Origin of the sequence: Stappia sp. P2PMeth1, assembly GCF_900185735.1 — a bacterium.
Taxonomy (GTDB): Bacteria; Pseudomonadota; Alphaproteobacteria; order Rhizobiales; family Stappiaceae; genus Stappia.
This window is the reverse complement of record NZ_FYAW01000009.1, coordinates 290,889-304,519: the sequence shown is the minus strand read 5'-3', so window position 1 is coordinate 304,519 and position 13,631 is coordinate 290,889. Positions and strand designations below refer to the sequence as shown.

General features: G+C 69.8%; 17 protein-coding genes. 3 read left to right on the top strand and 14 right to left on the bottom strand.

Annotation, left to right across the window (positions count from 1 at the left end; genetic code table 11):
• Positions 1-250 precede the first annotated feature (250 nt).
• Positions 251-940: a BON domain-containing protein gene (locus P2PM1_RS04450; RefSeq protein ID WP_244301405.1), complete on the top strand. Its 690-nt coding sequence runs from the start codon at positions 251-253 to the stop codon at positions 938-940.
• Positions 941-1,005: 65 nt separating this feature from the next.
• On the opposite strand, the gene P2PM1_RS04445 is transcribed toward P2PM1_RS04450, so the two are convergent.
• From P2PM1_RS04445 to P2PM1_RS04425, 5 genes are all read right to left on the bottom strand, one after another.
• Entirely contained in the window at positions 1,006-1,764 is a 759-nt protein-coding gene (locus tag P2PM1_RS04445; RefSeq protein ID WP_186398266.1) for an endonuclease/exonuclease/phosphatase family protein, read from the bottom strand.
• Positions 1,765-1,769: 5 nt separating this feature from the next.
• Positions 1,770-3,317, bottom strand: a complete 1,548-nt coding sequence (locus tag P2PM1_RS04440) for a phospholipase D-like domain-containing protein (RefSeq protein WP_186398265.1) — start codon at positions 3,315-3,317, stop codon at positions 1,770-1,772.
• The gene (locus tag P2PM1_RS04435; RefSeq protein ID WP_186398264.1) at positions 3,314-3,535 is read right to left on the bottom strand and encodes a hypothetical protein; all 222 of its coding nucleotides are present in this window, start codon (positions 3,533-3,535) and stop codon (positions 3,314-3,316) included. Before P2PM1_RS04435 ends, P2PM1_RS04440 begins: the two co-directional genes overlap by 4 nt.
• 174 nt (positions 3,536-3,709) lie before the next feature.
• A complete protein-coding gene (locus P2PM1_RS04430; RefSeq protein WP_244301404.1) occupies positions 3,710-4,288 on the bottom strand; it encodes a sigma-70 family RNA polymerase sigma factor in 579 nt (192 codons plus the stop codon).
• Between the two features lie 408 nt (positions 4,289-4,696).
• Positions 4,697-5,242: a superoxide dismutase family protein gene (locus P2PM1_RS04425; RefSeq protein WP_186398263.1), complete on the bottom strand. Its 546-nt coding sequence runs from the start codon at positions 5,240-5,242 to the stop codon at positions 4,697-4,699.
• 149 nt (positions 5,243-5,391) lie between these two features.
• On the opposite strand from P2PM1_RS04425, the gene P2PM1_RS04420 reads away from it, so the two are divergent.
• Entirely contained in the window at positions 5,392-5,691 is a 300-nt protein-coding gene (locus P2PM1_RS04420) for a hypothetical protein (RefSeq protein WP_186398262.1), read from the top strand.
• A gap of 30 nt (positions 5,692-5,721) precedes the next feature.
• Here the strand turns inward: P2PM1_RS04420 and P2PM1_RS04415 are convergent, their stop codons facing one another.
• The 7 genes from P2PM1_RS04415 to coxB all read right to left on the bottom strand — a co-directional run bounded on the left by P2PM1_RS04415 (position 5,722) and on the right by coxB (position 11,831).
• On the bottom strand, positions 5,722-6,450 hold the full coding sequence (locus P2PM1_RS04415; RefSeq protein ID WP_186388192.1) for a S9 family peptidase: 729 nt from the start codon (positions 6,448-6,450) through the stop codon (positions 5,722-5,724).
• Complete coding sequence (locus P2PM1_RS04410) at positions 6,447-7,568, bottom strand: DUF3182 family protein (protein WP_186398261.1); 1,122 nt, start codon at positions 7,566-7,568, stop codon at positions 6,447-6,449. Before P2PM1_RS04410 ends, P2PM1_RS04415 begins: the two co-directional genes overlap by 4 nt.
• Before the next feature lie 53 nt (positions 7,569-7,621).
• Complete coding sequence (locus P2PM1_RS04405) at positions 7,622-8,041, bottom strand: hypothetical protein (protein WP_186398260.1); 420 nt, start codon at positions 8,039-8,041, stop codon at positions 7,622-7,624.
• A gap of 81 nt (positions 8,042-8,122) precedes the next feature.
• A complete protein-coding gene (locus P2PM1_RS04400; protein ID WP_186398259.1) occupies positions 8,123-8,299 on the bottom strand; it encodes a hypothetical protein in 177 nt (58 codons plus the stop codon).
• 18 nt (positions 8,300-8,317) lie between these two features.
• The gene (locus P2PM1_RS04395; protein ID WP_186398258.1) at positions 8,318-8,647 is read right to left on the bottom strand and encodes a hypothetical protein; all 330 of its coding nucleotides are present in this window, start codon (positions 8,645-8,647) and stop codon (positions 8,318-8,320) included.
• On the bottom strand, positions 8,644-11,166 hold the full coding sequence (gene ctaD / locus P2PM1_RS04390; protein WP_186398257.1) for a cytochrome c oxidase subunit I: 2,523 nt from the start codon (positions 11,164-11,166) through the stop codon (positions 8,644-8,646). The genes P2PM1_RS04395 and ctaD overlap by 4 nt, the downstream gene beginning before the upstream one ends.
• On the bottom strand, positions 11,163-11,831 hold the full coding sequence (coxB, locus tag P2PM1_RS04385; protein WP_244301403.1) for a cytochrome c oxidase subunit II: 669 nt from the start codon (positions 11,829-11,831) through the stop codon (positions 11,163-11,165). The genes ctaD and coxB overlap by 4 nt, the downstream gene beginning before the upstream one ends.
• A 72-nt stretch (positions 11,832-11,903) precedes the next feature.
• On the opposite strand from coxB, the gene P2PM1_RS04380 reads away from it, so the two are divergent.
• Positions 11,904-12,395, top strand: a complete 492-nt coding sequence (locus P2PM1_RS04380; RefSeq protein ID WP_244293109.1) for a DUF2231 domain-containing protein — start codon at positions 11,904-11,906, stop codon at positions 12,393-12,395.
• Here P2PM1_RS04380 and P2PM1_RS04375 read toward each other — a convergent pair.
• Positions 12,376-12,870: a CopD family protein gene (locus P2PM1_RS04375; RefSeq protein WP_244301402.1), complete on the bottom strand. Its 495-nt coding sequence runs from the start codon at positions 12,868-12,870 to the stop codon at positions 12,376-12,378. The two genes, P2PM1_RS04380 and P2PM1_RS04375, sit on opposite strands and share 20 nt — an antisense overlap.
• Positions 12,870-13,598, bottom strand: a complete 729-nt coding sequence (locus tag P2PM1_RS04370) for a cytochrome c oxidase assembly protein (RefSeq protein ID WP_186398255.1) — start codon at positions 13,596-13,598, stop codon at positions 12,870-12,872. Before P2PM1_RS04370 ends, P2PM1_RS04375 begins: the two co-directional genes overlap by 1 nt.
• Between the last annotated feature and the right edge of the window lie 33 nt (positions 13,599-13,631).

Sequence of the window (13,631 nt, the reverse complement as noted above, 5' to 3'; positions counted from 1 at the left end):
GCCGCAGCCAGGCGGAGCACGGCTGCGCCTACCCACGAACCGCCGGCGCGCGCCGATTGTTCCGCAAGGCCGCTCCGCGGCCTCCGCGCGGCCATCGGTCCCGGGAGGACGGGAGAGGGGGGGCGAGCCGAGGGCACCCGGCGGCGCTGCCGAACGCCCTGTTCTGCGTGCGCCGCGCAGGAACAATCCGCCGCCCTGGCGGGTTTCTCCACTATCCGCGAACCAACGCGCAGCAACCAAGGAGGCAAGGATGCCGTATTATCCCAATGGCGACATGCGACGGGACGTCAGGTGGCGTGGGCCCTCCCGCCGCGACGACTGGGCCAGGGACAACTGGGCCAAGGACAACTGGGCAAGGGAAGTCTGGGGAACCGACGAGCGGGATGACCGGGTGCCGTATCCGAGCATCGGCGCGCTCTATGGCCCCTCGCCGCTGATCGGCGAGGCGCTCTATCCGCATCCGCGCTATCGCGACTATGACGCCCGCGACTATGACGACTACCGGCGCGACGATCCCTGGCGCGGCGGCGGATACCGATACGGGCGCGGCCGGGACGACGACGCGCGCGAGCGGGGCGACCGGCGCGCCTTCCTGGAGCGGGCGACCGACGAGGTCGCCTCGTGGTTCGGCGACGAGGACGCCGAGCGGCGGCGCGAGAGGGACAAGCATCGCGGCAAGGGCCCGCGCGGCTACAAGCGCTCGGATGCCCGGATCAGCGAGGACGTCCACGACCGGCTGAGCGATGATCCCTATCTCGACGCCACCAACATCGCCGTCGAGGTCAACGACCGCGAGGTGACGCTGAGCGGCCTCGTCGATCACCGCCACGACAAGCGCCGCGCCGAGGACTGCGCGGAATCGGTCTCCGGCGTGACCCATGTCCAGAACAACCTGCGCGTCCGCCCGCATCCGGTGCCGGCGCAGAGCGACGTGGCCTGACGGCAAGTGGCCTGACGGCAAGCGCATCACGGAAACGGCTGGCGGTCTCAGGCCGCCGGCCGCTCTCAGACGTCTTCCCCGGCCTCTCCTCCCGCCTCTCCGACACTCTCCAGCCTCGCCAGCAGCGGCAGGTGATCGGAGGCGATCCGCGCCAGCGGCGTGCGCAGCACCTCCACGTCGAGACAGCGCAGCCCCCCGGACAGGAAGATATGGTCGAGCCGCAGCAGCGGCAGACGGGCGGGAAAGGTCGGCCCCGCCAGGCGGCCGTCCGGCCGGCGCGCGAGGTCCAGGCGCGAGGCCAGCCGCGCGAAGGCCGGCGAGGAGGGGATCGAATTGAAATCCCCCATCACGATGAGGTCCCGCCCGGCGCAGGCGGCATTGCCCAGCCAGTCTTCGCCGAGAAGGGTCGCCACCTGCTGCCGCCGCTGGCGGCGCAGGACCCCGAGATGAGTGTTGAAGACGAACAGCGACCGCCCGCCGGCCTCGATCTCGCACCAGATCGCGCCGCGCGGCTCGCCGACCGACGGCAGCCCACCGGTGCGGACGATGCGCATCGGCAGCGCCGTCAGGATGGCGTCGCCGTATTTTTCCTCGGCGACATGCATCGCCGGATGGAACACCGAGGTCATCTCCAGCGCGGCGGCGATATGGTGGGCCTGATCGATGCCGCCGCTGCGGGAGCGGCCGACATCGAGCTCCTGCAGGGCGACGATGTCCGGGCGGGCCTCGGCGATCACCTCCGCCACCCGCCCCGGATCGAGACGGCGGTCGCCGCCGACGCAGCCATGCACATTGTAGGAGAGGACGCGCAAGGGACGGGTCATGCCGATCACGATATCCCGAACCAGGTCTTCAGCACCCCGGCGACCCGCAGGGCGGCCGAGCGCCCGACCTCGCCGACCCGCTGCAACGGCCAGTAGCGCCGCTTCGGATCAAGGATGCCCGATCCCAGATGCAGCAGGCCCGCCCGCTTGCGCGGATCGGCGAAATAGGGCCGCAGGCCGCGCGGCTTGACGTTGAGTTCGTCGATCACGGCAACGACCGACCCGGTTCGCGCAACGATGCCCTCGACCACGTCCGGATCGGCATCCAGATGCTCCGCCAGCAGAGAGTTGCGAAGCCTTGCGATGGCCCGCCGGGCCTCCTCGCCGTGCGCCTCGACGCCCACGTCGCATTCGGTGTCGAACCCTCCCGACCGGTTGTTGAGATTGGACGAGCCCACCCGGGCGAAGCGATCGTCGACGATGATCAGCTTGGCGTGGATGAGGACTTCGCTATCCTTCCCCTCCCCGTCCGGCACCACGGCATAGCCGATGCGCAGCCGCTCGGTGCCGCCCGCCCTGAGCAACCGGCGGATCGCCAGAGTGCGCCCGTAGCCCATCGTCCATTGCTCGAGAATGCCGCGCGTGTCGCGCGTCACCAGAATGACCACTTCCGGACCATCGGGCTGGCGCAGGCGCGCGCACAGGTGACGGACGACGCGCGAGGAGGCGAGATATTGCGTCTCGATATAGATGAACCGCCGCGCCGCATCGATGGCATCGCAGGTCAGTTGCACGGTATCGGTCCGCCGCGCCCGCTCGCCGTCGCCGGGCTCCGCCAGGGCGATGCCGACCTCGCAGTCACGCAGATCCGGATCAAGATCCGCCGGCCAGAGGGACGCGCCGGCCGTGCCGGGCGCAACCTCGGTGCCGGTGGCAGAGCGCCACCTGCGGCAGGCCACCTCCGCGACCAGCCGGGCCGCCTCCCCCGCGACCGCGACCTGCATGTCGTGCAGCGGCCCATACGGCGTGCCGTCGGGCCGGCGGCGGGACGGGTGGCTCGCCAGATGCGCGCGCGTGTCCCAGCGCCCTCCCGTCAGGTCGATGCCGCCAACGAAGGCGATCTCGTCGTCGATGACCACCAGCTTCTGGTGATGGGAGGCGCGAAGGGGATGGGAGAAGTCGTAGACGAGGCCGATGCGGGGATGCTCGTGCCAGTCGGTTTCCTGCAACAGCGGGATCCGGCCGCTCGAATAGACCGGCCCCTCGCCCCAGACCAGGATGCGGATCTCGATCCCGGGAACCGACTCGGCCAATGACCGCAGCCGGCTGCCGAGCGAGCCCGCCGCCTCGTCGCAGGGGCGCAGGCGGATCTCGGGATCGAAGTCCCAGCCGACGATCCAGATACAGCGACGAGCGGCCCGCAAGGCGGCGTCGAGCCACCGGAAATAGGCCTCGCCATCGATCAGGAAGGCCAGCCGGCGCGCCTGCGCCCGGCGCCAGACGTTGCGCCCCTCGGCAAGGATCGGCGCCGGCGCAGCGCGAAAGGCTTCCGTCCGCGCCAGGGGCTCCGGTTCGTCGTGCCGGCGGCCGGGGCCGCCTTCTCCTGCTCTCAAGGCTCCCCGCCGATCCTGTTGGCCTTGTGGTCATGCCGCTGGTCGGTCTGCACCTGCTTGCTGTCGAGACCACGGGTCCTGGCGTGGCGCGACTTGTCGCGGTTCGACAGGACCATGTTGTCGCCGAGGCGATCCTTGTCGGTGAGCGTGCGGGCGCCGCTGCCGCTGCCTTTGCCCTGGGCACCGACGCCCATGTGCTTCCTGCTCGCGTTTGCCATCGGGTCTCTCCCCTTCTCTCCTGCGAACCGGTCGCGGCCGGTTCGCGGCACGCCGCCGCCAGCCCTTATGATCAACCATCGGGAGGAAAAATGGTTCCGGCGCAGCCAGGGCAGACCTGTGCCGCGGCGCCCATTGCCGGCTGTTGCCGCCGGAGGCTGTCCCCTTCCGCCGCCTCAGCCGTGGCGCGAGAGGCCGTCGAGAGAGGCGACCGGATGGCTGGCGTCGTGTTCGAGCGAGGAATTGGGCGACCGCTCGCCCAGCTCTTCCAGAAGCCGGTGGCGGGCGCGGTTGAGCCGGCTCTTGACCGTTCCCATGGCGCAGCCGCAGATCGCCGTCGCCTCTTCATAGGAGACGCCGCGCAGGCCGATGAGCACCAGCACCTGCCGCTGCTGCTCCGGCAGGCGCTCGATCGCCTGAGCGATCTCGCGCCCCCGGCAGGACCATTCCTGCGTCGGATCGGCGGCCGGACGCAGCGACACGCAGTCGGCCGCGCCCGGCGCCTCGCGCGTCTCGATCTTGATCTTGGTGTAGAACGTGTTCCGCATGATCGTGAAGAGCCACGACTTCATGCTCGTCCCTGGCCTGAACTGGTGAATGCTGGCAAGCGCCCGCGTCAGCGTCTCCTGGACGAGATCATCGGCGGGACTGGGTTCGCGGTAGAAGGTCCTGGCGAAGGCCCGCAAGGCGGGAATGAGGTGAACGATCTCGGTTTGCGGACCACTCAGGCCGGCACGCTTGGGCATCCCCGGCATCGGGTTCCCTCCTCGTCTGCACGAGGTCGTGAACTCATAATTCCGGCGAGAAACGGTCTGCGCGAACCTGTCTGGATACAAGCAGCAAGACCTCAGGAAACCATCAGATTTTCAAGGGCTTCCGACGCCGTTGCCGACGGGTTCGCACAGACCCGAAGGGCGCCTGCCCGGCTTTGATCTGCGGCGTCGGACCGCTCGGCCGGGGGACCTGCCCCGACCATCGCGCTCCTCCTGGCATATCCTTGCCGGGCCAGACGCCGTTTCCGGCACAATCATGAGTTCACGACCTAGCTGGCTGGCCCCCTTACGCCCTCCCCAACCCAACGTGGCACCGCGGTCATGGTTCCCCGCGCCCCCGATTTCCGTTCGGCCTCCGCACTCCCGACAGGCCCGCCCCGCCCCGGCCGGCTAGTCGATGACGGCGCAGGCCTGACGGTCGCCGGCATCGCCGGTCGGCTGGCTGATATAATCGTCCTCGCCGCCATGGATCATCAGCGCCCTGCCGCGGATGGCGTTGTCGCCGTCGAGGCTCACCATGGCGTTGAAGACCTGGGCGCGCAGCGTGCCGCCCGCATCCACCCACTGATTGGGCATGTCCCCGGCATGGGGTCCGCCTTCGGCGAGATAGCCGTGACTGGCGTCGGTGGGGTTGAAGTGGCCGCCGGCGGACTCGTGCCCGGTCTGCGCATCGCAGGTGCCGGTCTCGTGCACATGGAACGCCACCCATTGCTCGGCCGGCAGGCCGGTGACCTCGAGTTCGATGAGCACGCCGCCGGGCGTTTCGGTCAGCGTCGCCTTGCCGTTTTCCTCGCCCGCCTGGTTGACGAAGGTCGCGCTCGCCTGCGCCCGATCCTGACCCTGGTTCTGGTTCTGGTTCTGGTTCTGGTTCTGATCCTGGGCGAAGGCCGGCAGCGCCGTCGCGGCAAGCAGGCTTGCTATCATGAGGGTCTTCATCGGGATCTCCTGCGGTGGTGGGATGCCGCCCAACCGCCGGCGGCCGGACTTGTTCCGGGTCGGCGGAACACCGCGCGGCGGCGGGACGTTGGGAGGGGGGGCGTTGGGAGGATGGAAGGGCAAAAGCCGTGACACGAAGGAGACCGGCCATGACCTGCAGGACAGCCGCGACAGCCCTCGGCCTGGCGCTGCTTCTGGCCTTCGCCATGCCGGCGAGCGGCCAGCCGAAACCGAAGCCGGAGACGCAGGCGCAGGCTCAGAACGAGGAGCGCTGCCGGCTGGTGCCCGGCGAGGGCGAGAAGACCCTGTCGGACCGTCTCGGCGCCTGCGACGGCGTGCTCGAGCCGCCGCCCACCGGCGATGCCGAGATCATCCAGCCGCCGCCCGACATCGGAGAAACGCCGGTGATCCCGCCCGAGCGCCTGCCGGACCAGCAGGACGCCGACTGACGCGCCGCGGGGCGGCCTTGCCGAGGCCGGTCAGCGCGCGCTCAGCACCATCTCCCGGATCCAGCGGATCAGGAGTTCGTCATAGGAGCGCCGGCTTTCGGCGTCGGACAGGGCGTGGTCGGCCCCCTTGATGATCCGGTGGGTGATCGAGCAGGCATTGCCGAAGGCCGCCAGATAGCTGGCGATGGTCGGATGCGGCACCAGGTGATCGTTCTCCGATTCCACGATCAAGACGTCGCCGGCGAAGTCCTGGCAGTGGCGCAAGGCCCGGTTGGCGTGGCGCGGCACCTGCCGGCTGCGATAATCCTGCAAGTCGCGCCGGTCCAGCGACCGCTTGGGCGTGTCCCAGTCCTCGTCGCGATAGAGCGCGGGAACGCGCAGGGCCAGCCAGCGCACCGGGCGCGAGGAGATCAGGAACGTGCTGAGATAGGCACCGTAGCTGCTGGCGATGACGGCGATCGATGACGCATCGACGGAGGGATGCGCGGCGAGGACATCATAGGCGGCGCAGATATCGGCGAGATTGTCGGCGCGGCTGACCCGCGCCTGGTCGAGATCCGTCGCGCCATGGCCGCGCATGTCGAAGGTCAGGCAGATGCAGCCGAGCCGGGAGATCGCCCGCGAGCGTTTCTCGTCGCGCGTCTGGCTGCCGGCCCAGCCGTGCACGAAGAGCACGCCCGGCCAGCCGGTGCGCGGTTCGAAGATGTGGCCGGCAAGCCGGACACCGGCCACCTCGATCCGGGTATCGGTCTTTCTCAACGCTCTTCGCCCTGCACCACGGCATATTTCAGCATCGGCCCGACAGCGGCATCGGTGCCGTGGAAATAGAGTCTCGCCCCTTCCGGGGGAACCGCCGTCGCGCCGTATCGTTCCACCGAGGCGGCGACGGCATGCCGGCGGGCCGGATCCTTCGCGAAGGCCTCCAGCGCCACCAGTTCCGCCGGGCTGGCCCCGCCGACCCGCCAGGACTGTTCGAGCACGGCGCAGCGCCGCCGCCCGCCGTGGTCCGTGCCGACGATCACGTCGTAGTTGCGCCGCGAGGCGACCAGCCCGAACTCGCGCTCGGCAAGCTGGTCGAACTTCAGCCCGGTCAGGCACAGGGTCGCCACCTCCGGCGAAACCAGTTTCAGCAATTGCGGAGACCTGCCCCTGACGAGAAACAGCCGCGAACCGCCATAGACCCGCTCGCCGTGGTTGTTGTCGGTCGTTTCCTGCAGGCCGACATAGGCGGCGCTGAGATCGCCGAGCACGATCTCGCCGACGCTGTAGGTCTTCGCGTCCTCCAGGTGCTCCTCCAGGACGAGGCCGCCCGCGATGAGCCCGTCGTCCTGCGCCCGCGCCAGAACCTGGTCGAGGTCCTCCGCCGACCTCGCCACGAACTGCCCGCTGCCGCCGCTCGCCCCAACCGCCTTGACCCGCACCGGCCCCTTGGCGAGCAGACCCTCTCCCGCCCGGGCCGCCCCCTCGGCCGTGAACGCGGTCGCCCCGTCGAGGACGATGTCGCGCGCCGCCTCGGCAAAGCCCGTGGGCCAGCCGTCCGGCGGCTCTTCCCCCGGCGCCAGCGGATGGACGATGGCCTTGGTCGCGAGCAGGCGCGCGGGCACCCATCCGCCGAGGAACCGGCGCGGGTCGGGGCGCGCGCTTGCGAACACCTGACGGCACTCCGCGCCGCACAGGGTGCCGCGCGGAATGCAGTAGGGCAGCTCTTCGCCGCAAAAGTCCTCCAGCCGCCCGTCATAGCGGCACTGGAGCAGGTCGGCCGCATGCCGGGCCAGCGCCACATGGGTGTGCAGCGCATGGCCGGGCATGTCCTCGCAGCCCCAGGTGACCAGCGGGCCACGGCTCGAGGCGCCGTCAACGTCGCAACCGGATCCCATGGACCATCACTCCCGGCGCCGGAGACAGGGCCGGCCGGTCCGGCCGGCAGCGGTTACTGCTCGATCCAGCGACAGACCTGCTGAATCGACGCCGTGTAGTCGGCGCCGGCACCCGCACCCGGCAGGTCCGTCCCGGCCGGCGGCTGGTCGCCGGTGGCGCCGGTCGACCCGGTCACGTCGCTGCCGGTGTCCGGCAGGGTGGTGGCGCCCGCCGTGTCGACGCTGACGCAATGGGAGCGGACCTGGGCCTGCTGCTCGCTGGACAGGGTATCCCAGTTGGCCCGGGCTTCGTCTTCCGAGCGCAGCGTGCCGGTCTGCGTGTCGCTGAAGAAGGCATCGCCGATGGCGCCGTCCCAGCCCATCGGCAGATTGCCGGCACCGCCGATGGCGGGATCGGTGCTGGTCTGGGCGACTGCCCCCGTGGCGAGGCCGAGGGACAGCGAGGCGGCGAGAAGCAATTTGTGGCAGGTCATGAACAGTCCTCCTGGTTTGTTGACGCCTGCCAACCCGCGGGAGGCGGTTATGTTCCCCGGCGGGCCGCGCTGCCGCGCAAATCACCCGCCGTTCTCGTGCCGGTCCGTCTGGCGGCTCTTCGGATCGGCAGGCGGCGCAAGATCCACCGGCTCGTCGATCTCCGCGCCACCCAGGGCGCGGGCGCAGGCAAGGCCGGCGAAGCCGCCGCCGACGATGACGACATGCGGTCTGGCCGGGATGGCGGGGGCCTTCGGCATCGTGCGTTACCTCTCGGTTCAGGCGCAGGTGGACAGGAAGAAGACGGCGCCGAAGGAAAAGACGCTGGCACTGAGCGCCGCGATCGCCGCGAAATAGGCGAGCGGGTAGAGGAAGCCCCGGTCCCGCCACCGCCGCAGCAGCGCGACCAGCGCAACTCCCGCGGCCAGATGCACCAGGAAGATCGCGACGAGCTGCAAGCGTTGCAGCGACAGGCCGCCGGCCCCGACGAGCGCCACCTCGTGCCAGCCGAAGCGGCAGCCGACCGACAGCATGGCGTAGAGCGCGACGAAGGCCGAGGCCCAGATGGTGAAGCCGGCGCCGAGAAGGAGGAGCGAGCGCGGTCTCATGGCGCCGCCCCCCCGGATGACGCCAGCCAGGCGAAGACGAAAGCGGCACCGATCCCGACGATCCCGGTGGCGGCGGCATAGTCGTGCCAGATCCGGCCGATGCGAAGGTCAAGGCTGCGGATCGGCGACAGGTAGCCGGCCCGCTCCCGCCAAAGTCCGAAAGCGGCGAGCAGCGCACCGAAACCGGCCCGCAGGCCGCACAGGACAAAGAGCACGAGGGCTGTCGCGTTATGGGCATGGGTGGTCGGCACCGGCACGCGTGCGGCCATCACCGCAAGCAGAAGCGCCGCCCCGGCATGGGCGAGCGCGCAAAGGGCAAGGCGCAGGGCGGGCGGACCGCCACGCGTCAGCGCCCGCACCGCATCCCGGCCAAGCAGTGCCGCCAGCAGCATGAGGACAAGACAGGCCGCGGCGAGCAGCGGATCGGGCATCGCCGGCTGCGGCGGCGGCCAGGCCGGCGCCACCAGCCACAGGAACAGCCCGCCGAACAGCAGCGAGGAGAACAGCGTCGCCTCGGCGGCGCAGGCAAGCACCATCGCCCACCACGAGGGCGGGGCGGCGGTCTCCCAATGCGGACGGGCGGAGGCGCCGTTGCCGATCGGCAGCGCGCCGATGTCACGCCGCGCGCCCATGCCGCCGGTCCAGGCCAGCAGCGAGACGACGATGGCGGCGAAGGCGAAGAGCGACAGCCAGTAGAGCTTGGCGAGCAGGCACAGCACGAAGGCGGCGGTGAGGAGCCCGCTCCACAGCGGCAGGAAGGACTGGCGCGGCAGGACGATGAGCTGGTCCGGCCGGCCGCTGGTCATGTCGACGCCGAGCGTCTCCATCCAGCCGTTGCGGGTGAAGCCGAGATAGCCGTGCCCGCCGGCAAGCCGGGCCCCTTCCGCGTCGGGCGAAAGCCGGTCGCCGCGCTCGGTGACATGCGGCAGCGAGGCAAAGCCATAGGAGGTCGGCGGCGTCGGCATCGCCCATTCCAGGGTGCGCGCGGCCCAGGGATTGCGCCGGAACCTTTGGCCGAAGCGCATCTGCACGACGAGATCGATGACGAAGAGGGCAAAGCCGATGATCATCACGAAGGAGCCGACCGAGGACAGGAGATTGAGCCAGTCGAGCCGCGCCTCCACCGGATAGGTGTCGACCCGGCGCGGCATGCCGCGCAGGCCCGTCAGATGCATGTGGAAGAAGGTGAGGTTGAAGCCGAGGAAGATCGCCCAGAAGGCGGGCTTCGACAGCCGGTGCTCGGCACGGCGGCCGGTGAAATGCGGCAGCCAGTAATAGGCCGCCGCCATCATCGGGAAGACGAAGCCGCCGACCAGCACATAATGCAGATGCGCGACGACGAAATGCGTGTCATGCGCCTGCCAGTTGAACGGCACCATCGCCAGCATGACGCCGGTCAGCCCGCCGATCACGAAAATGAAGAAGAAGCCGCCGAGATAGAGCATCGGCACGTCGAAGCGCGGCCGCCCGGCCGCCAGCGTCGCGATCCAGGCGAAGATCTGCACCGCCGTGGGGATCGCCACCAGCCCGCTGGCGGCGGAGAAGAACGCCAGCGCCAAGTGCGGGATGCCGACGGTGAACATGTGGTGGACCCACAGGCCGAAGGACAGGAAGGCCATGGCGATCACCGCGACGATGATGGCGCGGTAGCCGATCAGCTCGTGCCGGGCGAAGGTCGGGATCATCATCGAGATCGCCCCGGCCGCCGGCAGGAAGATGATGTAGACCTCCGGATGGCCGAACAGCCAGAAAAGGTGCTGCCACAGCAGCGAGTCGCCGCCGCGCAGCGGATCGAAGAACGGCAGGTCGGCGGCGCGCTCCAGCTCCAGCAGGATCGAACCGAGGATCAGCGGCGGGAAGCCGAACAGCATCATCAGGGCGGTGACGAGCAGGTACCAGGCCATGATCGGCATGCGGGCAAGGCTCATGCCGGGCGCGCGCACCTTCAGCACCGAGACGGTGATCTCGATCGCCGCCGACAGCGCCGAGATTTCCACAAAGGTGATGCCGAGCAGCCAGACATCGGCATTGATGCCGGGCGAATAGGTCGAGGAGGACAGCGGCGTGTACATGAACCAGCCGCTGTCGGGGGCAACGCCGGCGACCATCGCGAGAAGCAGGATCGAGGCGCCGAAGATGTAGCACCAGAAGCCATAGGCGGTGAGGCGCGGGAAGGCGAGATCGCGCGCGCCCAGCAGCTTCGGCAGCAGGTAGATCGCAAAGCCCTCGAACATCGGGATCGCGAACAGGAACATCATCACCGTGCCGTGCATGGTGAAGATCTGGCCGTAGACCTCCGGCCCGACAAAGGCCGTGCCCGAGGTCGCGAGCTGCACGCGGATCAGCATGGCGAGCAGCCCGCCGACGGCGAAGAAGAAGAAGGCGGCGAGAATGAAGCGCTTGCCGAGCACCGTGTGGTTGACCGCCGACAGCCGGCGCCAGCCGGCCGGCGTGTCCCACAGCGCCGCAAGCTCCCGGTGGAGGCGGAGCGGGTTGGCGGGGGGCGGGGTGGTGCTCATTCTCCGCCCTCCCCGGCCGTCGCCGCTTCGGAGGCGAGGATCCGGCGGAAGGCCTCCTCCTCGTGCACCTCAACGTCGAAGCGCATCGGCGCGTGGCCGATGCCGCAATACTCAGTGCAGACGCCGCCGTATTTTCCGGCCCTGTCGGCATGCAGCCGCAGGATGTTGGTGTGCCCGGGAATGGCGTCGAGCTTGCCGGCGAGGCGCGGCACCCAGAACGAATGGATGACGTCCTCGCTGGTCAGCACGATATCGACATCGCGCCCGGCGGGCAGATGCAGCAGATTGGTCGTGACATGGCCGCCGGGATAGCGGAACTGCCAGACCCATTGGCGCGCCACCGCCTCGATGCGCAGCGCCGCCGGCTCCCGCGCCGCGGCGATGCCCCGCTCCCCCAGCGCGAAGGCGGCCGCCACCAGACCCGCCAGCAGGACGAGGGGGATGACGAGCCCGCCCCACAGGATCAGCCGCGCCTCGCCGAAGGCGCGCAGCCAGGCGGGGCGGACGACGGCCAGCACCAGCACCGAGGCGGTGGCCATGAAGATCCCCGTGCCGGCATAGGCCATGACCCACCACAGCGTCGTGGCGTTGCGCGCCGACGCACTCTCCGGCTCCAGCACCGACAGCGGCCCCGAACAGGCGGACAGGACCAGGCAGCCGGCCAAAACGCCGGCCGATCGGAACCAAACGCCGGGGCCGGGCCTTTCCTGCCAGAAGGGAGCCGCACGATGAACGAAATGAAACCCAGCGACAGTCCGGTCATCGAGAAGGTCGCGGAAGAATCCGTCGCCTCCGCCGTCGCCGTTGCCGGGCACCCGCTGCATGCGATGAGCGTGCATTTTCCGATTGCCCTGGTCGTCGCCACGCTCGGCTGCGACCTGCTGCTGTGGTGGACGGGGGACCCGTTCTGGCTGCGCGCCGGCCTGTGGTCGGCCGGCATCGCCTTTCTGGCCGGCGTCGGCGCGGGACTGGTCGGCACGGCCGAACTCCTCCTGGTCGCCGGCATCCGCATCCGGGTGGCGAGCTGGACCCATGCGGTTGCCGCGATGATGCTGATCGCCATCGCGGGAACCAACTGGGGCCTGCGCCTGACGGACCCGGCTGCCGTGCTGCCCTACGGCCTGATGCTGTCGCTGCTGGCGAGCATCTTCACCGGGCTGGCAGGCTGGCATGGCGGCAAACTGGTGTTCGATCACGGCATCGGCCTCATCATCTCGGAAGAAGATTGAGAGCGCCGGCAAGGCGTCGCAGCCCGCCCGGCTCGTAAAGGATGGCGGGGAGCAGGCCAGCAAGATCGGGCTTGGCCAGCACCAGCAGCAGGATCGCGCCGGACGCCAGCAGGACCGCCGTCACGGCGACTATCCTGCGCCACAGCGGATAGGTGCGCCCCCGTCTGAACAGGCTGACGATGACCGTGCCGGCGAGCACATGCAGCACCACCAGCACGGCGACGAAGGCGAGCTTGAGAAAGAACCAGACGTCGAATGTCTGCTGCAGGAACACCAGCGCCGTGCCGCTGGCGATGGCGAGGAAGGCGGCCGGCGAGACGATCCCGACATAGAGAAAGCGCACGAGGGCATGCAGCCGGTGGAAGCTGTCGCGGTCGCGGACCCGCGTGCGGCGGAGATAGAGCCCCGGCAGGCAGACGAGCCCGGCGACCCAGACGGCAATGGCGGCAAGATGCAGGCCTTTCACCCAGAGCATCAGGGGACCGGCCGCGACGCAGGCGCCCCCCATGCCGCCAGCAGCAGCACCGCCGCGGCGAGATAGGGCAGCGAGGCCGGCACCCACATGATCAGCCCGGCAAGCTGCTGGTCGGCAAGCGGCGACAATCCGTAGGGCTCGGTCGAGGCGAAGTGCGGCGTGTAGAGCGGCCGGCGGGCAAAGGTCAGCAGCGCGCCGAGCATGCCCATCTGCACCATGGTCGCAAGCAGGGCGAACAGGGCGAGCCCCGGATGCGTTTCGCGCGCCAGGACGCCGCGCCACAGGAGAAAGGCGGCCGCCAGCAGGCTGGCCTGCATCGCCCAGTAAGGCAGCGCCCCGACAATCGCGACCTCATAGACCTGCGGGACATGCCAGAACCACAGGATCGCCGCGTTGACGGCGACAAGGACACTCAGCGGCAGCGCGGGGCCGGGGATCCGCACCTCGCGAAAGGCCAGGGCCAGCAACGGCGCCGCGACGCCGATCAACAGGGTGTGATGGGCAACCCGCGCGGAGAACAGCGCGACCGTCAGCGCACAGAGCGGCGAGACGAACAGCAGCAGCAGAAGGCCGGTGCCCGCCAGCAGCGCCGGCCGGCCACGCCGGCGGCCGACCCTTGCATGGATGGCGACGAGGGCGACGCACAGGGCGATCGCCACCGGATCGACATTCCAGGCAAGGGCCAAGTTCTGCGGCTCCGGCGCCGCCCCACAGTAGAATTCGGGCATGACGGTTCCCCCTCGCGATCGGGACCGTAACGC